The sequence below is a fragment of the Myroides sp. ZB35 genome (genome assembly GCF_001865835.1).
Classification (GTDB): domain Bacteria; phylum Bacteroidota; class Bacteroidia; order Flavobacteriales; family Flavobacteriaceae; genus Flavobacterium; species Flavobacterium odoratimimum.
In genome coordinates this window covers 3,430,043-3,452,105 of sequence record NZ_CP017769.1, presented here as the reverse complement: position 1 = coordinate 3,452,105, position 22,063 = coordinate 3,430,043, and the positions used below count along the sequence as shown (strand labels likewise).

Annotated in this window: 20 protein-coding genes; 8 read left to right on the top strand and 12 right to left on the bottom strand. The window is 34.0% G+C overall.

Translation table 11 applies throughout. The features are described 5' to 3' along the window. Positions 1–2 precede the first annotated feature (2 nt). Genes BK054_RS15370 through BK054_RS15355 form a run of 4 tightly spaced genes read left to right on the top strand, consistent with a single transcriptional unit; the run spans position 3 to position 6,168 of the window. Positions 3–1,679, top strand: a complete 1,677-nt coding sequence (locus BK054_RS15370; protein ID WP_071307451.1) for a RagB/SusD family nutrient uptake outer membrane protein — start codon at positions 3–5, stop codon at positions 1,677–1,679. A 20-nt stretch (positions 1,680–1,699) separates the two neighbouring features. Beyond that, complete coding sequence (locus BK054_RS15365; RefSeq protein WP_071307450.1) at positions 1,700–2,938, top strand: YdcF family protein; 1,239 nt, start codon at positions 1,700–1,702, stop codon at positions 2,936–2,938. A 1-nt stretch (position 2,939) separates the two neighbouring features. Next, positions 2,940–4,970, top strand: coding sequence for a glycoside hydrolase domain-containing protein (locus tag BK054_RS15360; protein ID WP_071307449.1), 2,031 nt, complete (start codon positions 2,940–2,942; stop codon positions 4,968–4,970). Next, positions 4,963–6,168, top strand: coding sequence for a Ca2+-dependent phosphoinositide-specific phospholipase C (locus tag BK054_RS15355; RefSeq protein ID WP_071307448.1), 1,206 nt, complete (start codon positions 4,963–4,965; stop codon positions 6,166–6,168). The genes BK054_RS15360 and BK054_RS15355 overlap by 8 nt, the downstream gene beginning before the upstream one ends. Positions 6,169–6,234: 66 nt before the next feature. Here the strand turns inward: BK054_RS15355 and BK054_RS15350 are convergent, their stop codons facing one another. Both BK054_RS15350 and BK054_RS15345 read right to left on the bottom strand, forming a co-directional pair. After that, on the bottom strand, positions 6,235–7,416 hold the full coding sequence (locus tag BK054_RS15350) for a multidrug effflux MFS transporter (RefSeq protein WP_071307447.1): 1,182 nt from the start codon (positions 7,414–7,416) through the stop codon (positions 6,235–6,237). A gap of 66 nt (positions 7,417–7,482) precedes the next feature. Further along, positions 7,483–8,322 carry an AraC family transcriptional regulator gene (locus BK054_RS15345; RefSeq protein WP_071307446.1) on the bottom strand — a complete coding sequence of 280 codons (840 nt, stop codon included), beginning with the start codon at positions 8,320–8,322 and terminating at the stop codon, positions 7,483–7,485. A 235-nt stretch (positions 8,323–8,557) separates the two neighbouring features. Between BK054_RS15345 and BK054_RS15340 the strand changes: the two genes are divergently transcribed. Next, positions 8,558–9,385: a HipA family kinase gene (locus BK054_RS15340; RefSeq protein WP_039329733.1), complete on the top strand. Its 828-nt coding sequence runs from the start codon at positions 8,558–8,560 to the stop codon at positions 9,383–9,385. Further along, positions 9,382–10,254 (top strand): hypothetical protein, encoded by an 873-nt coding sequence (locus BK054_RS15335; protein WP_006261398.1) that lies wholly within the window; start codon positions 9,382–9,384, stop codon positions 10,252–10,254. Before BK054_RS15340 ends, BK054_RS15335 begins: the two co-directional genes overlap by 4 nt. Positions 10,255–10,345: 91 nt before the next feature. On the opposite strand, the gene BK054_RS15330 is transcribed toward BK054_RS15335, so the two are convergent. From BK054_RS15330 to BK054_RS15295, 8 genes are all read right to left on the bottom strand, one after another. Further along, positions 10,346–11,080 carry an acyl-[acyl-carrier-protein] thioesterase gene (locus BK054_RS15330; RefSeq protein WP_006259974.1) on the bottom strand — a complete coding sequence of 245 codons (735 nt, stop codon included), beginning with the start codon at positions 11,078–11,080 and terminating at the stop codon, positions 10,346–10,348. Between the two features lie 443 nt (positions 11,081–11,523). Next, the gene (gene miaA / locus BK054_RS15325) at positions 11,524–12,444 is read right to left on the bottom strand and encodes a tRNA (adenosine(37)-N6)-dimethylallyltransferase MiaA (RefSeq protein ID WP_071307445.1); all 921 of its coding nucleotides are present in this window, start codon (positions 12,442–12,444) and stop codon (positions 11,524–11,526) included. After that, positions 12,428–13,279, bottom strand: a complete 852-nt coding sequence (locus BK054_RS15320) for an ion transporter (RefSeq protein WP_006259977.1) — start codon at positions 13,277–13,279, stop codon at positions 12,428–12,430. Before BK054_RS15320 ends, miaA begins: the two co-directional genes overlap by 17 nt. A gap of 11 nt (positions 13,280–13,290) precedes the next feature. After that, positions 13,291–14,640: an exonuclease domain-containing protein gene (locus BK054_RS15315; protein ID WP_071307444.1), complete on the bottom strand. Its 1,350-nt coding sequence runs from the start codon at positions 14,638–14,640 to the stop codon at positions 13,291–13,293. A gap of 17 nt (positions 14,641–14,657) precedes the next feature. Further along, entirely contained in the window at positions 14,658–15,329 is a 672-nt protein-coding gene (locus BK054_RS15310; protein WP_071307443.1) for a YggS family pyridoxal phosphate-dependent enzyme, read from the bottom strand. A gap of 15 nt (positions 15,330–15,344) precedes the next feature. Continuing rightward, entirely contained in the window at positions 15,345–16,562 is a 1,218-nt protein-coding gene (locus tag BK054_RS15305; protein WP_025124814.1) for a DUF1015 domain-containing protein, read from the bottom strand. A 92-nt stretch (positions 16,563–16,654) separates the two neighbouring features. After that, positions 16,655–17,542: a 3-hydroxyacyl-CoA dehydrogenase family protein gene (locus BK054_RS15300; RefSeq protein ID WP_006259981.1), complete on the bottom strand. Its 888-nt coding sequence runs from the start codon at positions 17,540–17,542 to the stop codon at positions 16,655–16,657. A gap of 30 nt (positions 17,543–17,572) precedes the next feature. Then, positions 17,573–18,541 (bottom strand): Gfo/Idh/MocA family protein, encoded by a 969-nt coding sequence (locus BK054_RS15295; protein WP_006259982.1) that lies wholly within the window; start codon positions 18,539–18,541, stop codon positions 17,573–17,575. A 150-nt stretch (positions 18,542–18,691) separates the two neighbouring features. Here BK054_RS15295 and BK054_RS15290 point away from each other — a divergent pair, with 150 nt between their 5' ends. Together BK054_RS15290 and BK054_RS15285 are read left to right on the top strand one after the other, a co-directional pair. Next, the gene (locus BK054_RS15290) at positions 18,692–19,333 is read left to right on the top strand and encodes a protein-L-isoaspartate(D-aspartate) O-methyltransferase (protein WP_025124812.1); all 642 of its coding nucleotides are present in this window, start codon (positions 18,692–18,694) and stop codon (positions 19,331–19,333) included. Between the two features lie 105 nt (positions 19,334–19,438). Continuing rightward, a complete protein-coding gene (locus BK054_RS15285) occupies positions 19,439–19,738 on the top strand; it encodes a hypothetical protein (RefSeq protein ID WP_006263753.1) in 300 nt (99 codons plus the stop codon). A gap of 1,065 nt (positions 19,739–20,803) precedes the next feature. On the opposite strand, the gene smpB is transcribed toward BK054_RS15285, so the two are convergent. Next, a complete protein-coding gene (gene smpB / locus BK054_RS15280; RefSeq protein ID WP_006259985.1) occupies positions 20,804–21,256 on the bottom strand; it encodes an SsrA-binding protein SmpB in 453 nt (150 codons plus the stop codon). A 100-nt stretch (positions 21,257–21,356) separates the two neighbouring features. Next, positions 21,357–21,950 (bottom strand): porin family protein, encoded by a 594-nt coding sequence (locus tag BK054_RS15275; RefSeq protein ID WP_006265488.1) that lies wholly within the window; start codon positions 21,948–21,950, stop codon positions 21,357–21,359. Between the last annotated feature and the right edge of the window lie 113 nt (positions 21,951–22,063).

Below are 22,063 nucleotides of genomic sequence, written 5' to 3'. Positions count from 1 at the left end.
TAATGAAAAGATATATTTTAAATAAAACATATAAGATACTATTTGTCACAACTATTATGGCAGGTGTAATGAGTTCATGTTCTAAAGACTTTTTAGATGAAACTACCTATGGAGAAGTATCACCAGATAAGATGACAGATCCTAAGAATGTGGAAAGAGTAATTATAGGAGCTTATAAGATGCTGAATGGACAGATGGATAATGCTTCAAATGCGATGAATTCTCCAGCGTCTAATTGGAGTTTTGGAGATGTGACTTCTGATGATGCATATAAAGGAGGTGGAGGTACTGGTGATCAAGGGCAAATCCACAGAATGGAGTTATACCAGACAGATCCTACTGTAATAGATATAGAAAGAAAATGGAGTGCATTATATGAAGGTATTAAAAGGGTAAATGACGCTCTACGATTATTAAATCAATCAGTAGCATTTGATCCTGAACTAAAGAAGCAGAGACAAGGAGAATTATTCTTTCTTAGAGGACATTACTACTTTGAATTAAAGAAGATTTACAATAGAATTCCTTATATAGATGAAAAAGTTGTTAACGTAGAGGATTATAATCGATCAAATGTAGAGTTTACTTCTGAACAGTTATGGCAAAAAATAGCAACAGATTTTGATAATGCATCAAAAGTATTGCCTTCTAAGCAAGCACAAATAGGAAGACCTACTAGCATTGCTGCTAAAGCTTATCTGATGAAGACAATGATATATCAAAAGAAATGGCAAGAGGCTTATACAATCTCAGAAGAGGTGATGTCAAGTCAATATAAACTTCTGTCTAATTTTGAAGATGTGTTTTTACCAGAAAATGACAATAGTTCAGAAGTAATATTTGCAGTACAACATTCTATTAATGATGGTGATCCTAATAACTATAATGGAAGTATAGGAGATCGTCTTACAGCTCCAGGAGGCCCTTTTTATCCTCAGTATGGTTTTCATAGACCTTCTCAAAATCTAGTTAATGCTTTTAAGACAGATGCTAACGGATTACCTGTAAAAGATAATGTAGATGTAAACAGTCAAGATTTCGTAGATCCAAGATTAGATTATACCATAGGTAGACCAGGTATAACATATAAAGATTTAGGAGTGACATATGATGCATCTTGGGCAAGGGATGTAGCTACTTATGGAGTATATGCACCAAAGAAACGTATAGTTTCTGCTAAATCACCGTATTATGGCGCAACTTGGCCTTATGTTTCTGCGTTGAATTATTATATTATTCGTTATGCAGAAGTAATGTTATGGAAGGCAGAAGCAGCTGTAGAGTTAGGTAAATTAGAAGAAGCTCGAAGTATCGTAAATGCGATTAGAAATAGAGCAAAAGAGTCAAAGTATGTGATGGCTTTAGATGGTAAGTCATATGCTGCTAATTATAAAATAGGCTTGTATAATGATAGCTGGAGTGATGTAAATAAGGCTAGAGAGGCTGTACAATTAGAGAGTAGATTAGAGCTAGCAATGGAAGGAGAACGATTCTTTAATTTAGTGCGTTGGGGGATAGCAGATAAGGTCATTAATCAAGAGTATCTAGAAGCAGAGAAACATAAACGTTCATTTTTGACAAATGCTCATTTTACTAAAGGAAAGAATGAATATTTTCCTATTCCACAAAGATATGTAGATGGGGCTACTTCTAAAGTTGAACAAAATCCTAATTATTAATATTAAGTAATATAAAACAAATGAAAAAAATAGTAGTAGGTTTTTTACTCGCTGTATGTACTTTTTCTTTCGGACAACGTGGTGATAATAAAAGTGTAACATTGTTAAGAAATAGTAATTTTTATTTTTTAGATCAGCTTTCTAAACAACCTAGTCTTGTTAAGTTGCTCAATGATAATAAGACTTTTACAGAAATAAAACATAATAGATTAGATCTAATAAGTAAGTTAGTAAATGGTGAAACTTTTCCTAAGAGCGAAGAATTGGTTCATTCTTATATTTTTACAGACGATCAGATAAAAAGTATCTCTGATGAGTTAGTTGCTTTAAATAATAAGGAGAAGAAAGTAGAAACTTTTTTTGAAGAATTAAAGCAGTCTAAAAAATACATTAATTACAATGAGATGAATCAGAAAGATTTTATCTCTAATGTAGTGAAGTTAAACTTTAGTGGATTAAATCATACTTTAAAAGTATATGGATTAGGAGAGAAGCCTTTTTATCCAAACATTGATTCAGTATCTTATGATAAGAATTCACGCTATTTTAAAAGTGCTATTTTATTTTGGGCAAAGCATTTAGCAAATGAATCAGATTATTCTAAGGCGAGCTTCTTTGAACCAATGTTGGATTATGGACTGTATTTGATGTATATGAACCACAGGGATGAAGGTATTAGATATGAGCCTCTAGCGGAATTGTATAATAAGAGCGCTATAGAATATGTTAAACGCATTGATTTTAAAAAGTATGAATACAATGCATTAATCGTCTTAGGGGATGGACCAGAGAATTATAGAGATCCTTTGGGGGCGTTAGGAAAATTGAATCTAAAATTAGCAGTAGAACAGTATAGACAGGGTAAGGCGCCTTTTATTATTGTTTCAGGTGGACACGTACACCCAAATCGTACAGAGACTTGTGAAGCTATAGAAATGAAAAAAGAATTAATAGGGTTATATAATATTCCGGAAGAGGTAATTATTGTAGAACCTTATGCTAGACATACGACTACTAATCTTAGAAATGCTACTCGTTTAATGATAGAGTACGGTTTTGATATTAAACAAAAAAGTATGATTGTCTCTTATGAGTTACACACAAAATCAATAGCAGATAAGAAGTTCTTAGAACGTTTTATGCGTGAATTAGGTTATTTACCAGGAAAAATAGTTAAGCAGAAAAAAGGAGAGTTATTAGACTTTTATCCATCTGAATTACTATTACAAATAAATCCTTTAGAGCCGTTAGATCCATAAGATGAGGAAGTTTCTTATTTTATTGCTTATAGCAACTCAATGTGGTTATGGACAAAAAAGTAAATTAAGTGATAAAGTGAATGTTTTTTTAGGAACTTCAGGGGATTATGGACAGTTATCTCCTGGAGCTTCTTTTCCATTTAGTATGCTATGTATTTCTCCCGAGACATATCCTTATAATCATACAGGATATGATAATAGAGCAAAACAATTTAAAGGCGTGACTCATACTAGACTTCAGGGAGTGGGATGTAAGGGAAGTGGAGGTAATATTCTGATCAAACCAATTATAGGAAGTAATATTGAAACAGAGTTAATCAAAGAGAGAGAAAAGGGAACACCTGGTTACTACAAGGTGGAATTTACAAACAACATTAAGGCTGACTTTACTGTAGGACATAATTATGGAGTGCATCGATATTCCTTCCCTAATAAAGGGCAACTATTTGTGGATTTATCTAGTGCTACAGGTGATGCTTTTATCAGTGCTGAATATGAAGTATCTAATCAGGTTATTCAGGGAAAGATTAGTTCTAAAACAACATGCTCTGCTGGGATATATCACTTTTATTTTAGTATAGATTTAGGAAATGGAGCCATCTTAAGAAAGGTAGGAGAATATCAATTTATCGTTGATTTTCCCTCTTCTAAAGTCGAATTACAGATTGGTTTTTCATCTGTTTCAGAACACTATGCAAAGAGAAGAATAGCAATGGGGCAAAGTTTTGATTTAACAAGAACTCTAGTTACAGAGCGATGGAATGAATTATTATCTGTTGTTGAGGTTAGTGATAAGGATGATGAGAGGGTAAAGCTTTTTTATTCTTTGCTTTACAGGACTCTTCAGGCGCCTTATCTGATATCTGAAGCAGATGGGACTTATAGAACAATTAGTGGTGAGGTGAAAAAAGCTGATTTTAATGTATATCATGGTTGGGCGCTATGGGATAATTATAGAGAAGTTATTCCTATGTATTCTATATTATATCCTGAAGTGTATAAAGATGTAGTTCACTCTATTGCTAATATGTATCCATACGGTAAAAAAGACTTCTCTACACTCAATGAACCTGGCCCTACAGTGAGGACAGAGCACGCTTTAGTTGTTTTGGCTGATGCAGTGAATAAAGGATATCAGTTACCTATAGATTCCATTAAGGAGTACCTTGTTAAGGAAGCTGAGCAACTTGATTTTTCTTCTCCTGATAAGGCATTAGAATCATCTTATGATTATTGGGCATTGAGTGAAATATTTAAAAGTGTTCAAGATACTGTATCTGCAAACTATTATTTAGAAAAAGTTAAAGAGTATAAGAAATATTGGCTAAAGGACTTTAAGGATATTCAGACTCACGATGTGGATAAAATGCAAGCAAGAGGATTATATCAAGGAACTATCTGGCAATATAGATGGTTAGTACCTTATGATATAAAAGGCTTAATTAGTCTTATAGGTTCTGAAAAAGAATTTGAAGACCAATTAGATACTTTTTTTGAAGGTCATTATTATAATCACGCCAATCAGCCAGATCTTCAGACATCTAGTTTGTACAATGCTACTAGAAGTGCTCATAAGAGTCAGAAATTGATCCATGATTTACTACTAGGAGAGAGTATTCAGTTCTACTTTAATGACAACAGTAAAGGAATTGATCCTTACATCGGGAGGATTTATAAGAATGCATCTCAAGCTTTTTTACGGACTATGGATGATGATTTAGGGACAATGTCAGCATGGTTTGTTTTAAGGAGTTTAGGATTCAGCGCTGCTAATGTGGGGTCGGATACTTTTTATCTCAATGCTCCTATTTTTGAAAAAACAATCATACGCAATAATTTGGTAATTAGTAATAAAGAAAGAAGCTCTTATATACAAGAGGTAGCGTATAATAATAAGGATTATCAAAGGAACTATATTACTTATAAAGAATTTTTGAAGGCATCAAAAATCATATTCAAAACAAGTGATGAACCTAATAAACAATGGCCGTCAGAACCATTGTGGATTTCAAATATAAAAGAAGATGAATAGAAATATAAAGTTAAGTAGTATTCTGTTAGGTATACTATTACCTATAGTGATGTATGGGCAAATAAATTTACCTAGTGATTTACGCATTAATCAGATTCAAGTTTTAGGTACACATAATAGTTATGCAGAACCAGTAGATCCTAATCTCCTTGATTATGTATCTAAAATTGTAGATCAGTCAAAAGGGAAGTTATTAGAGGGAATGACTAAAGAGCAGTTAGACTTTTTTAAAGAGTATCACCCTAATGAAATTAGTTTTAAGGAGAGTTTGTTTTATGAGCACCCAAGCTTTGAGATTCAGTTAGACAGTGGATTGAGAAGTTTGGAACTAGATGTGTATTATGATTCAACAGGCAATAGATATACAAATCCAGCAGGCTATGAATATTTAAAAACAGTAGGAGTGAAGCAGCTAGCAAAGCATAACATAACAGATTTAGATAAGCCTGGATTTAAAGTTTTGCATATGGCAGATGTAGATTTTAGGTCTAAATATCCAACGTTAAAATTAGCATTACAAAGTATAAAAAAATGGTCTGATCAGCATGTAGATCACATCCCTTTATTTATCATGATTGAAGCAAAAGATTCAAATTGGCCTTTGTTTAAGAATCCAACAGAAGTATTGAAATATGATGAATATGCATTTGACCTATTAGATCAAGAGATTGTTGATATTATAGGTAGAGAGAAGTTGATTACACCTGATGATTTAAGAGGAAATTATAAAACGCTTAAAGAGGCTGTGGCTAATCATAACTGGCCACTAGTATCTCAGTCTAAAGGGAAACTGTTGTTTATGTTATTACCTTCTACAGGAGGGGTAAATCAAGGTGAGTCCGCTTATGTACACAATCGTCCAAATTTAGAAGGTAGAATAATGTTTGTACAGTCTAAACCAACGGATACTTATGGTGTGTTTTTACTCTTAGATAATGCTATTGTACGCCAAGAGGATATAAAAGAATACGTGACTAAAGGTTATCTTGTGAGAACTAGATCAGATATAGATACGTATGAAGCGAAAGTCAATGATCATACTCGTTCTAAAGCTGCTTTTTCTAGTGGTGCTCAAGTTATATCAACAGACTTCTTCTCTAAAGTTTACAACCCTTATCGATCAGGATATTTTGTAGAGCTGCCAGATAATCTTAAGCAGATTAGGATAAACCCAGTAAATTATAAAAAAAGTAATTAGTATAATTATTGTTTTTAAAAAAGCCTTGTAACTTACAGTCACAAGGCTTTTTGTATTAAAATTATATTATTCAGCTTGTTTCTCTTTAATCAGATAACACCCTAAATACAATACATGACAGGCAAGTAATGAATAGGCTGTTAATGTCATGATATCTGCAGGAATTAGATTCGTTACTGCTGATATAATAAAGGTTAGCAACAACTGTAATGTACCTAATAGAGCTGACGCAGATCCACTATTAGTAGTGAACGGTGCTAAGGCTAATTTAGTAGTTGTAGGGAATAGTACTCCAAGAGTTAGTACAATGAAGAACAACGGAACTAATAAGGCCTCAATAGGTTCTTTTAGTACACACATTACTAAGAAGGCTATTGTCCAAGCAATACCAAAATAGACAGTGTATTTTACGACTTGTTCTACAGTCCACCAACGTGACAATACAGAGTTAGCCAGCCACGCACCAAGGATTAATCCAATGGCATTAAAAGCAAATATACCACTAAACATATCTGAAGACATTCCTCCATACTCCATAATAAGGTAAGGGGCATTGGCTAGGTAGATCATTAAGATACTATAGGTTAAACTTCCGATTAATGTATATTTGACAAAGACATTATTTTGTACTATTTCTTTAAAGTCTGCCATAAGGTTAACATCTCTTTTCTCAGTTACAATACGCGTTTCAGGCAAGAAGAAGATAACAGCTAATAAGCAGATAACTCCTAGTACGACTAGTGTTACAAAAGTAGACTGCCATACAAAGTGACTGATCAGAAAGTTACCAGCGATAGGGCCTACGATAGGTGCTACTCCTGCAATAATGGCTAATAAAGAGAACACATTCATACTCTGGTCAGCAGAGTAGTACTCGTTCACTACGGCACGAGCGATAACTACCCCTGCACATCCTGCAAAAGCTTGAAAGAATCGAGCTGCCCAGAACTGTTCTATCGTTTCTGCATAGATACAAGCTACCGATGCAAGGATAAAGATAATTAAAGAGGCAATAGTCGGAAGTTTACGACCATAACGATCAGAGATAATTCCCCAAAATAGCTGTCCTGCTGCGAATCCTCCTAAAAAGAAAGAAAGGGACAACTGTACATTTTTTAGATCTGTATTAAAGGTCTGTGAGATTTTTAAGAAACCAGGTAAGTACAGATCTATACTAAAAGGTTCGATAGCAGATAGTAATGATAAAATAATCACGACTATAAACTGAGCTTTTGTTAACTTATTCATATTGATATTTTGATGGGGCAAAAGTAAACCTGTTGATTCACTTAGACCTTGGCAAAACAAGTACTCTTATTGGACTTTTTTCACATTTTCTCTAAAAGCTAATGGAGCCAAACCTGTACTTTTTTTAAAGAAGCGGTTAAAATAGTTGACCTCACTAAAGCCTAATTCGGCTGAAATCTCTTGGATATTCAAGTCAGAATATCCTATTAGCCTCTTTGCTTCTAGAAGTATTCTGTTGTGAATATGTTGATTAAGGGTATAGTCAGTAGCCTTTACTACGAGTTCATTCATTCGTTTTACAGACAGAGCTATTTTATCTGCATAAAAGGAAGTAGGGTAGTGTGCTGTATAGTGTTCTTCTACCAGTTCAAGCAGTTTTAATACACGTGTATCCATTAGAGGATTGTCCTGTGAGAGCTCTTTTAATCCTTGAATATGGGAGATATAGATATTGAGGTATTTCTCTAGTATATAAGTGCGTTTCTGTGTATCCCATTCTTGTTGGAATAAAAACATGATCGCTTTAAAGACTTCTTTTTTATCTTCTGATAACTCAAACCATAAGGGAGGATTAAATCTAAACTTGTGCTCGTTAAATTCTTTGGCGAGAATGCGGTTAAAGAAATCTTTATTGACAGAGATAAAATATCCCCTTACTCCATCAGGATTAATATTGTGCATTTGCCCTGGATAGATGACCCATATCTGATCATCAGAGATAGGGTAGGACTCAAAGTCAACTTTCTGTGTTGTCTCCTTGGTTTGGGTAAACCAGTAGATCTGATAGAAGTTACATTGATAGTGGTAATCAAAGTTGAATAGATGACTATTGTCTTCTAGCATAAAGAATTCAATAGGTACATCTTGATCAAATTGTTTGGCTTTAATTACCTTGTGTGTAGACATTGTAGATTAATTAGGGGGTAAAGGTAGTTTATTTTGCCTAGTTGTAATTTAAAAGTGTTTTAAGAATGTGTTTATATTGTATAAACAGTTGATTGTAAAGAGGCATTCTTTTAAAAATATAATATATACATCTATTTTTTTGGTAAGTATCTGTTTTATAGGTTAAATTTACATATAAGCGGTGTATTAAGTGGTATAAATAAGGCTAATAAAACGAAATAAATACTGAATTGATATGGAGGTAATTGGCGCTATACAGATTCTGGAGATATTAGAAACGAATAGTATTCCTATTAAAATATTAGGCACTGATGCTGATATCTATTATGCAAAAACTATTTTTAAGATTCATCCTCCATTAGAAGATATTATTAATGAATTGATAGGGAATCAGGTTTATAAGATTTGGGGTATAAAAGTACCAGAAATAAAGATAATAAAAATTGAGAACAGGTTACTTCAAGAATATTTGATCACCAATAATATGATATCTAAATATAGTCAGTTTGATATCGAAGAGTTGTTTGTTATAGGTTCTAAAGAGATTAATAGTCAGACAGAACTAGATTACCACAACTTAGTTCTATCTAATAAGAATGATTTTAATCAATACTTAGATCCCTATAAATTTTTGGATATAGCCTTTTGTGATGTATGGTTAGCTAATAGAGATCGTAGAATCAATAATCCGAACCTTTTGTTAGTTGAGGATCAAGGAAAAATAGATTTTGTTGCTATTGATCATACACAACTTTTTGGTAATCAAACTAACTATAAAGGGTTGAAAATTAATGTAATGGATGTCAGTCTTGTAAATATGTTAATTGCTTCAAAATTCACCAAAAAGATTTGTAATTTTGCTGAGAATGAAGTACTTTCAAAATTCAATAGTAGAATTATTGAAAAAATTAACACAACACTAGTGGTCTTGCCAGAGGTGTTAGATAGCCTTCCTTCAAAAGTAGGACTGAGTAAGGCGGGTAAGCTTAAAATAATAGAGATACTTAGTAATCAAGAACGAAATACTAGAATTTCCAACATATTAAACAAACTATTAAAATGAAATCGTATTACAGTTTAATTAGATACTTTAATAACTCCTTGTCTAGGGAGAATATTGTTATTGGACTAATAGCGGTTTCTTCAACCAATAATGTGTTTTATAAGTTTTCTGAATCAAAGATTAGTTTTATTACTAGATTCTATGACAATAAGAGTAAACTATTAAATTTCAATATAAAGAAGATTAGTGAAGTTTTGGAACTAAATGCTAAGGAAGATTTATTTATTGAAGAGAATACTAATATTTTAAAGAAGTACTTAGATCGTTTAGCAGTTTATAATAACGGAATGATTCAATTTGACAAACCAGTTGAATTAAATATGAATATAGATGCAGCTTTCTTTAGTAAATTCTATGAGAAATATATAGGTGACTTGAGGACAAGTACTAAGAGTAACAAAAAAGATGAGGTGTTTTATAATCGTATTAATAGTCACTTTAGAGAACCTCTAGAAGACATCATAGATATTGATTATAAGATTGAAAAGAAGGTAATTCCTTCCTTGTTTTTTGATTATAAATTAAATGGGATAGGAGGAAATGGATCTATTTATAGTGTAAAGTGTATTGATATTAATTCGAATAGAACAATAGATACTATTCAGAAAGATATATCTGAATTAGAAAGCTTAAACTTTAGATTAAATGATTTTTCTAAGCAATTAGTAGAATATCCTGAACAGAATAAGCATTATCTAGTTATAGATCAGTATAAAGGTATTGATGAGAAGTATCTAGAATTATATGATACATTAAGTAACCAAGAAAATGAACTATATCAATTGATTAATTCAAATCAACTAGAAGAAGTAACTGCTGATATTCTTAGAACAGGAGCATCTAAATTCTCTGAACTGATTTTGCGATAATATTATTAAGAATTAAATAATATAACAAAGGCTAATACATCGAGATGTATTAGCCTTTGTTATTTTTGATAATAAGTCTGTTCCCTTCTAACTACTCTAGTACACATTGGAAGTTGAGGTCTCCTTCATTAGATTTGATTACAAAGTGGTTGTTATTAGCAACACATTGTTCTATAGAATACTCCTGATTAAAACGAAGTTCTTTATTAAAGTGCATATCAACTACTGAGATGTCATTAGGGGCTGTTTCAGATGCTTTTAAGGCATTAATAACCCATTCTAGGTATTTGATGTTAGTCACATGATTTACCATGTCTAAATCAGAGTATTTTACCTTATCTGTGATTAAATGAGTCGTTTCAGGTTTCTTCTGAAAAGTAGTGAACTCTCCTTTAATACTTTTTTTGTCTCCATGTTTAGTAAAGTGGTCATGAGGGATAGCCATCATCTCAGGACGACGTCTTACTGTATTCATAATCACCCACATCGAGCTAGCACTTGCGACAAGTTCTCCGTTACAGTGTACCTCAAAGTTGCGCACAGAGCGAATACCATCTAGTGTCTCTATCCAAGTAGATACCTCAATGCGGTCTTGCCACTTAGGCATTTTGTCTATCTCAACTCTAAACTTATAAACTACCCATGACTGATTTGCTTCTTGCAGATCCCAAAAGCTTATTCCTCCTAAGACTGCATGATTAGAAGAAGCCATCTGTATCATCTTACATAGATCTACTGTTTTTAACTGTGCATTGATATCGCAGTCAAAGTAATCAACATCGAAGCTCTGTGTAAATATAGATGTAAAGTTGGGTGATATAGGCATGGTTTTTTTGTTTTTTGTGCTGTTGTTTTTTTGTGAAACTGTGAATTTGTGAAACCGTGAAATCGTTGTTTCTTGTTTTCAGTTTCCCGTTCCCTGTTCTCTGTTTTCAGTTCCCCGTTCTCTGTTTCCAGTTCCCCGTTCTCTGTTTCCAGTTCCTCGTTCTCTGTTTTCAGTTCCCCGTTCTCTGTTTCCTGTTTCCAGTTCTCTATTTCCAGTTCCCCGTTCCTCGTTCTCTGTTTTCAGTTCCCTGTTCTCTGTTTTCAGTTCCCCGTTCTCTGTTTCCAGTTCCTCGTTCTCTGTTTCCTGTTTCCAGTTCTCTGTTTCCTGTTTCCAGTTCTCTATTTTCAGTTCCCCGTTCTCTGTCTCCAGTTCCCCGTTCTCTGTTTCCAGTTCCTCGTTCTCTGTTTTCAGTTCCCCGTTCCCTGTTTCCAGTTTTCTGTCTCTTATTCAGCTATAACATTCTCTATAGCCTGAGTAATCTTATCAGCATTCGTAAGGTAGTCAAACCACATAACATCAGGAGTACGTTTAAACCAAGTAATCTGACGCTTAGCAAAGCGGCGTGTATTCTTTTTGATTTCCTCAATAGCAAACTCTAATGTGAATTCGTTGTCAAAGTACGCAAATAATTCTCGATAGCCAACGGTTTGTAACGCATTGTTATCGCGATACGGATATAATTCTTGAGCTTCCTTTAGAAGACCATTGTCTAGCATGATATCCACACGTTTATTAATGCGCTCATACATCTTCTCTCTATCAGCTTCAAGTCCTATTACGATAGGAGTGAAGTTGCGAGTGTGTTGTTTTATATTTAAGAAACTAGAGTAGGGCTTACCAGTACCTATACAGATCTCTAATGCTCGAGTTACTCTTTGAGGATTGTCTATCGCTACTTTTTCATAGTGAATAGGATCCAATTCCTTTAGCATATTTTGCAAATAAGGAAGGCCTTTTTCTGCTAAGTCTTGATTTAATTGTTCTCTGACACTTGGTTCTACATCAGGGAAATCATCAAGCCCGTTTAGGATTGCATTGACAAAGAGCCCCGATCCACCTACCATAACTTGTACAGGGTTATCTGTAAAGAGCTCATCTAGCTTAGCCAGTGCCTCTCTTTCAAAATCTCCTACAGAGTAAGTATCGTGAATGCTGATATTCTGAATAAAGTGATGTGGAGCAGTAGCTAGTTCTTCCTTAGAAGGCACAGCTGTTCCTATCGCCATTTCCTTATAGAATTGGCGGCTATCACATGATATTATATTGGTATTAAAATGTTGTGCAAGTTTGATTCCTAAAGCTGTTTTTCCAATCGCTGTAGGCCCAATGACAACAATAAGATAATTGTTATTTTTCGTAGACATCTCCTAATTTTTGACCGCAGTTATAGCAGTAATTTGCATCATCATCGTAGATTGTAGTAGTACATGTAGAGCAGTTTCTTCTTCTCTTCGCATCTAATCTGTTGCGTTTAATATTAGAGAACTCTGCTGTCACAATACCTGTAGGAACGGCGATAATACCGTAACCCATAATCATGATAAAAGATGCTATCATCTGACCTAGTGGGGTCTGTGGAGCGATATCTCCATATCCCACTGTAGTAAGCGTTACGATACACCAATAGATACTTCTAGGTATACTCGTAAAGCCACTTTCTTTACTCTCGATCACATACATTAGCGCACCTAATAAGATCGACATCACAAGCACAAAGTATACGAATACAATAATTTTCGTTCTACTAGACTTAAGAGCTAGCTTTAAGTGTGACTGTTGTCCAATGTATGGAACAAGGTTTAAGATACCAAATAAACGTAGTAAACGCAGTGCTCTTACAACAGTAAGTGCTCTAGAACCAGGAATAAAGAACGATAAATACATCGGTAGGATAGAGATAAGATCTACTATTCCATAAAAACTAAAGATGTACTTAAGCGGTTTTTTATTACAAAGAATCCTAAGGATATACTCTATGGTAAAAAACACAGTGATAATCCACTCACAGACTACTAGACCTGTGTGGTGCTTCATATCATAGCTCTCTATCGATTCAAGCATCACTAGAAGTACACTCATCAGAATAACCGCTAGTAGTGCAATATCAAATAATTTACCTGCAAAAGTATTTGAACCATAAATAATGATGTAAATCTTCTGCTGTAGGATATCCCATTTGTTTTTTAATCTGCGTCTCACAAAAACTGTTTTTAGTAGTGAATTAATTTGTAACCGATCTTCTTATTTAGATAATTAAGAATGATATTTCTGTTGTTTCTATTAAACAAAATTGGCGTTAAATTGGCTGCTATTCGTTCTGGGGCGTTGATTTGGTGGTTTAAGTTATAGAAGCAATATCCGTTTAGCTTCCCTTTTTCTAAAGCGACAGCACTTTTCTCATCTACTTTACGGCCTTTGTCTAAGATTAGAACATGGTCTTTGTCTATATCATAAGGCTTAAATAGTTCAAGTATATTAGCATTGAACTCTTCTCTTGTCGAGGTAAAGTTGATAAAGAAGTTATCAGCTGTTATTTTAGTTGATTTTTTCTCATATATAAACTCTACATAAGGTAACTCTTGTTGACCTTGGAATATCTTATGTAAGAATTTTCTAGCTTCATTAGGCGATGTAAACGCCATTAGATTTCTCTTTCTACCATCTGTCTTTTCGATAGATAGGTATAAGTATCCCTCTAGATTAGTTTTTAAATAAATAGAGTAGGGGAATACACTTTTCTTACTGACCTTATTGTACTTTGGTTTATTGGTATTGATCTCTTCAGCCTCTTTTAGAAGCGCGATGAGTTCAGTACCTGTTTTTTCGAAAGTGACAGTATAGGTTTCTTGTTGTATTTTTTTGAATATATGCGAATTACTTGTAAAGTGCTGTAAGACTTTCTTTCTAATATTCTTGCTCTTACCGATGAAGATAATATTACCTTCTTTGTCCAAGATATAATAAATACCTACAGTAGAAGGCAAAGTGTCTACGATATCCAAAAACTTAGGACTAATCCCCGTTTTGATATCCGACTTAATCATAGAGGTTAAGATGGTCTTCTCTTTATCTTTTGATAGAAGTAATTCGAATAGCTTTTCTGTAGCCATAGCATCTCCATTAGCGCGATGTCTATCTGCGATGGGAATACCAAGTGATCGCACTAGTTTACCTAAGCTATAAGAAGGCATATCAGGCAGTAACTTCTGTGATAGTTCTACTGTACACAGTGTATTGCGACTGTATTCATAACCTAGTCGTTTAAACTCATTGCGCAGTACTCGATAATCAAATTCAGCATTATGAGCTACGATGACACAGTTGTCCGTTATTTCTATGATGCGCTTAGCTATCTCGTAGAACTTCGGAGCTAGCCGTAGCATAGCATTATTGATTCCCGTAAGTTTCACTACGAAAGGTTGTATCTCCATCTCTGGATTAACTAAACTAATAAACTGATCTACGATCTGATTACCATCAAATCGATATATAGCAATTTCGGTGATTCCTTCTTCATTAAACTGCCCACCAGTTGTTTCTATATCTAAAACTGCGTACAACTTGTCCTTTTAATAAATTAATAATTACGACTACCGAAGATATTACTACCTATTCTAACCATCGTACTTCCACATTCTATCGCTAGTGGATAATCGTTACTCATCCCCATAGAGACAATGTTTAGGTCAAGGTTATCCTTCGTGCCGTATTTCTCTTTACACATTGCAAATATATTACTTAGTTGTGTAAATTCTTTCTTTACTTGCGTTTGATTATCGGTAAAAGTAGCCATACCCATAAGTCCAACTACTTTAATATTCTTAAGTCCAGCAAATTCCTCACTTGAAAGAATTTCTAGTAATTCTGCCTCATCTAAGCCGAACTTTGTATCTTCTTCTGCGATGAACATCTGTAATAAACATTCTATAACACGGTTATTTCGTTTCGCTTGTTTATTTATCTCTTCTAAGAGTCTAAAGCTATCCACTCCGTGAATCAGAGAGACAAAGGGTGCCATATACTTCACTTTATTGCGCTGTACATGTCCAATCATGTGCCATTGGATATCTTTAGGAAGAGCTTCATATTTATCAGTCATTTCCTGAATCTTATTCTCACCGAATACACGTTGTCCTGCCTCATAAGCTTCTACAATATCCTCATTGGGTTTCGTTTTAGAAACAGCAACAAGGGTAACATGAGCAGGTAATGTGTTCTTAACGTGTTTTAAATTCTCTGTAATAGACATAATTTTTATCTTTTTTTAAATTTCGTATATAAAGAGACCATTCATAAACTTAGGCTCTATATATGTGCTTTTTGGAGGCATGATAAGGTCGTTATCTGCCACTTGTTTGATCTCACTTACATTTGTAGGATAAAGCATAAATCCTACTTCGTATTCACCATCATCTACTAGTTCTTTGATTGTAACGATAGATTCATTACCAGGAACATAGTCTATACGAGCATCATTTCTCAAGTCATCTAATCCTAATATAGGATGTAGTACTTCATCGTATAGTATTTGCGCATCTAACTGTTGTAAGATGCAGTCTGTTTGTTTGATGTCTTTTAGCGTTAAGGCATAGAAGTCACCGTCTAAGTACATTCCGAATTCCATCTTCTTAGTAGGTTTCCAAAGTTGTTGTTCTTTATTGACAACGTGAAACTTCTCTTTTAGAAGGTTTAGGAACTCTTCTTTAGTATGATTGTTTAAATCGTGTATAATACGATTAAACTCATAGATTTTAATATTGTTTTCAGCGATTAAATACGTCATCACTGTATTGTTATGAGCAGGAGTTCCGTTAGAATGTTCTGCTTGTAACAGTTCTGCAGAAGCAAAACGGTGATGTCCATCTGCGATATACAGTTCTTTAATATCTGCAAATTGTTCTGTTAACCACTTGATATCGGTATCCTCATCTATCTTCCAGATCGTATGTCTTTCTCTAGTTACAGTACTAAAGTCATACAGGGGTTTCTCATGCTTCTTTGTGATAATCCACTTTTCTATATCCTCCTGATCAGGATACATCATCAGTACAGGTTCAGTATTGAACTTACTGTGATATAAGTATTCCTTAAATAGTCTTACACGAAACTCTAAGGTGTCTTCATGTTTTTTGATCACATTACTCTGGTAGTCATCTATAGAAGTTCCTGCCACTATCCCTGTAAAACTCCAACTTTTTGTACTGATCTGATACAGATAATAAATCGGTTTATCTTCTGTAATCAGAATACCTTCTTTTTTAAAGTCGTTTAACTTGGCTGCAACCATTTTATAACGTTTATCATACGTTACTTTTGAAGGGTTTACATAAGCAGGGTTTAATACGTGCAAAAAAGAGAAGGGGTTGTAGTCTAAAAGATAAGCAATCTCAACAGCATTGTAGTCTTCGAATGATCTACAGCTTACTAAGCTTACTTTATCTCGGGTAGGGCGCAAGCCTTTAAAAGGAATTATTTTAGCCATTATAAGTATGGTTTCAAAAATATCAAAGACAACCAAAGTTTAGTTTGGTTGTCTTTTATTAGTATTTACTAGTTTACAATAACACTGGAGGGTTAAGCGAACATTTTCGCTACTTTCTCAGCTTTTTTGCTTTCGCTATAGTCGTAGAATCCTTCTCCAGATTTAACTCCTAATTTACCAGCCATTACCATATTTACTAATAGTGGGCATGGAGCATATTTAGGATTTTTAAATCCGTCATACATTACGTTAAGGATAGAAAGACATACATCTAATCCGATAAAGTCAGCTAGTTGTAATGGTCCCATTGGGTGAGCCATACCTAACTTCATCACAGTATCGATTTCTTCTACACCAGCTACACCGTTGTATAATGTCTCGATAGCTTCATTGATCATCGGCATTAAGATACGGTTCGCTACGAATCCAGGGTAGTCATTAACCTCTGTAGGAACTTTATCTAAAGCTTTAGACATATCCATGATTGCTTTAGTCACTTCATCACTCGTGTTGTATCCTCTGATGATTTCTACTAACTTCATGATAGGCACAGGGTTCATAAAGTGCATACCGATTACGCGCTCAGGGTTTTTCACCACAGAAGCGATTTTTGTAATAGAGATAGAAGAAGTATTCGATGCTAAGATTACATTCTCATCACATACTTCGCTCAGTTGTTTAAAGATATTTAGTTTTAACTCTACATTCTCAGTAGCAGCTTCTACTACTAAATCAGCATTCGCTACACCATCTTTAATATCAGTATAGGTAACGATGTTTTCGATAGTTGCTTTTTTGTCCGCTTCAGTGATGCTTCCTTTCGCGATCATACGATCTAAATTCTTAATAATCGTAGTCATTCCTCTTTCGATAGCAGCTTCTGATATATCAATTAAAAGAACTGTAAAACCTTTTTGAGCAAATGTATGTGCAATACCATTTCCCATCGTTCCAGCTCCGATAACAGCAATTTTTTTCATAATGGTTAATTTATATTTTTTGATGTTAATTTATTTTTTCTCCATTGCCTCGATGATTTGGTAAGCTAAGCGCAGTGCTTTAGTACCATCATCTAGCGTCACGATAGGCGTAGTTTTATTCACTATCGCGTCATGGAATGTCTCTAACTCGTCTAAGATAGCATTATTCGCTAATACTTCAGGATTGTCGTAATAAATTTGTTTTTTAACTCCTTCAGCATTTTGAAGGATTAGGTCAAAGTCACCTGGTACTTCAGGAGCTTCTTTCATCTTCACTACTTCACACGTCTTCTCTAAGTAATCCACAGAGATATAAGCATCGCGTTGGAAGAAGCGCGATTTACGCATATTCTTCATAGAGATACGGCTAGCAGTGATATTAGCCACACATCCGTTCTCAAACTCTACACGAGCATTAGAGATATCTGGAGATTCGCTTAGTACAGCTACGCCACTAGCGCTTACATGCTTTACAGGAGATTTAACCACACTTAAGATAGCATCTAGATCGTGGATCATTAAGTCTAATACTACAGGTACATCTGTTCCTCTAGGATTAAACTCAGCTAGGCGGTGAGTCTCGATAAACATAGGGTTTTCTATCTTTGGACGTACTGCGATAAACGCTGGGTTAAAACGCTCTACGTGACCTACTTGTCCTAGTACATTATATTTAGCAGCTAATGCGATGATTGCTTCAGCTTCTTCAATAGTCGTTGTAATCGGTTTTTCTAAGAACACATGCTTACCAGCTTCGATAGCTTGTTTAGCACAGTCAAAGTGAGAAAGGGTAGGAGTAACGATATCTACTACATCTACTGCCTGAATTAATTCCTCTATAGTGTCAAATTTTCTATAGCCAAATTCTGCTGCTACTTTTTCAGCATTCTCTTTAAAAGGATCGTAAAATCCTACTAGTTCATATTTTTCAGATTGGTTAAGCAAGCGTAGGTGAATTTTACCTAGGTGGCCTGCTCCCAATACTCCAACTTTAAGCATAAAACTATATTTTGAAAACAAAAATATAATTTATTTATCTAAACTTTCAATAAACCTGCTTAAAGTTTTGTTCAATTATATTCTCAGGGCTTATACGGATTGCTTTTGTTAGAAAATATTAGTTATTTTGTGGGAAATAATAATTTAATAGTGAAAGATTCTGCAAAACATCAAGGTCTTAGAAACCAGTTAGTTGAAGTGCTTAAGCAAAAAGGGATTGTTGATACCAATGTTTTAGATGCTATCAAGAGGGTACCACGTCATTTATTCTTAGATTCAAGTTTCGAGGATTTTGCATACCAAGATAAGGCTTTTCCTATCGGAGCTGGCCAGACTATTTCGCAACCTTATACTGTAGCTTTTCAATCTCAGCTACTTCAAGTCAAAAAAGAAGATAAAATCTTAGAAATCGGTACGGGTAGTGGATATCAGACTGCTGTACTAGTAGCTATGGGAGCTAGAGTGTACAGTATCGAGAGACAAAACGAATTGTATAAAAAGACTTCAGCTTTATTGCCAAAGTTAGGAATCAGACCTAAGCTTACTACTTTTGGTGATGGGTATAAGGGATTACCTAATTATGCTCCTTTTGATTCTATTATTGTGACAGCAGGTGCTCCTTTTATTCCACAAGCTTTATTAGGACAAATAAAAGTAGGAGGTAGGCTGATCATTCCTATTGGTGAGGAGAAACAAATCATGACAGAGTTGATCCGTATCAACGAAAAACAGTTTGAAAAATACGAACATGGAGACTTTAAGTTCGTACCCATGTTGGAGAATAAGAATTAGGAATTTAGATTGATTTTAGGATACTAACTATATCTTTTATTATGGTAGTTTAATTGTCATATTTTTTTTATTATGTTTATATAACCAATTAAAACATAATAAATTATGAAGAAATTATTTTTCGTAGCAATTGCCTTTGCTACATTTTCAGGAAGTGCATTAGCCTCAGATGTTAATGCTTTGTTTACGATAAAGTCTAGTACTCATTTATCGTTAGATCAAGACCCTAATGCAGGACTTGTTTATGCTTATTTAGTTAGACTTGCTGATGGTTGGGAAGTATATGTACAAGGTTATGAATGTGCCGTAGAATTTGCTCAACAACGTGGTGGCACAATTGTAGGAGGAAAATATATGAAGGGGCATCAAGCAATGATGTGTCTTACAGGACCAGAGGAATTATAATTAAAATTAGATAAAAGCTGCTGTCTTTAGATAACAGCTTTTTTTAATAGAAATTAATTCTGGTAAATATCGTTTGTATATAACCAAGACAAAAAATACTTTCTTTTTAATAGTCTCAATTAGAGATTGTTTCACACGAGTTTTAATTGTAAAACAATGTTAATTAGGATTATTTACTTATAGTTAAATTTTTAACATTTACAGCGTTTTTTACAGTGCTAAATAATATCCAACCCCAATGTTTTCAAGTGTTTACAACGTTTTTTGTTAGCCTTGTTCGGGGATTGCTCGGAGCTTCTTCGGAAAAATGGCGCTTTTTCCGAAGAAGCTCCGAACAAAACTAGTCTAAGACCGTATGAATAGTGGGTTTAGATGAAAAATAATGCGTTAAAAAGAGTGTTAAAATTTGGAGTAAAGATTTTACAGATTGACTTTTTTACTGTAACAATGTTGAAGAAAATAACATTATATATTGGTTCAATTTGTGTGTTTTAAGAAGTAACACCTAGAACCTATATGTTTGATATATGTAAATATACAGAAAAAAACCTTTAATTTGTTTTTATATAAATCATTGTAGAGACTTTATTAATGACGTGGTATTGTGGAGATGTTTTGTCAGGATATATTTTTCGTAACGCATATACACAATCTACTAAAGTAGAGATGCAATATTTTGCATGTCACCCAAACCTTATCAAGTAATCAAAAGTCAGAAGATTTTGCCAGAGGAGATGTTTTGTCAGGACATATTCTCGCAACGGATATACGCAATCTACTAAGGTAGAGATGCAATATTTTGCATGTCACCCAAACCATATCAAGTAATCAAAAGTCAGGAGACTTTGCTAGTGGAGATGTTTTGTCAGGATATATTCTCGCAACGCATATACACAATCTACTAAAGTAGAGATGCAATATTTTGCATGTCACCCAAACCTTATCAAGTAATCAAAAGTCAGAAGATTTTACGCAGTGTTTATGTAGCTCAAAGTCGGGAGACTTTGCGTAGCATGTGTAAACAAAAAAAGCATCCGATAAAGGATGCTTCTATAAATGTATGTCTTAATACGATTTTTTAAGTCTATCTAGGTCGCGCTTATTATCGCGATCTTTAATTGTTTCTCTCTTGTCATAGTTCTTTTTACCACGAGCTAGAGCGATATCAAGTTTGGCTCTACCTTTATCGTTTAAGAATAGTCTAAGCGGAATGATAGTCAGACCTTTATTCTGAACATCTTTTAGTAGAGATTTTAATTCTTTTTTGTTTAAAAGAAGTTTTCTCTCTGTTTTTGCTTTGTGATTAAAGTGCTTACTATATGCGTATTCTTCTATCTGACTATTGATAACGAATAATTCGTGTCCTTGAAACTCACAAAAGCTTTCAGCGATATTTGCTTTACCTAAACGTATAGACTTAATTTCAGTTCCAGTTAATACGATACCAGCAGTATACTTATCTAGTATTTCGTATTCGAACTTAGCCCTTTTGTTTAAAATGTTTATTGTCTTTTGCATGGGACAAAAATAACAAATTTTTAAAGTGTTTCTACTTTTATGATATAAAAAAAGAGCTACCTCTAGAGATAGCTCTTAAATAGTATGTTTTATAGACCTACTATAGGAAGAAGTATCCTAATGATACCATCCAAGTATTAGGTCTTGCTCCGATTTCTTTGTTTGTTTTGCTGAAGCTTCCGTCATAAGAAACGTCAAGAGTGAATGTCAATACATCAACACCAACACCTAAGCGGTATCCGATATTGTTTTTGTCAAAGTTTTTGAATTGTACTGCATCGTTGATTTTACTTCCAGATAATTTGTCATCAATAGTATTCGTGTATACTCCTCCAGCAAATCCTCTAAGGCTTACCATTGGAAGTTTTAAGAATTTGTGACCGATAACTACTGGTATTTCAAGTTGTTTAGAAGTACTAGTAGTACTTTCTCCTAAGTTGTTTTCGAACTTAGACTTTTTCTCAGCATATAATAACTCAGCTTGGATATATGTTTTTTTGATATCAATTCTAGTCATTGCTCCAATACCAAAACCTGTAGATGCTTTACTACTGTAATCTTTTAAGTCAGTAGAAATATTTGTGAAGTTAGCACCAGCTTTAATACCAAAGTGAATTGGAGAAGGTGTTTGTGCAAATGCAGTTGCTCCAACTAACATAAGAGCACAAGTAAGTGATTGCATGATTTTTTTCATTGTCATTTTTTTTATATTGAAAGACAAAATTAAATAAAAAGTTAATTATTTAAAATGTTTTCTTTGTAGATATTGACGGATTTACATAATATATACACAAAGGGCTGTATTTT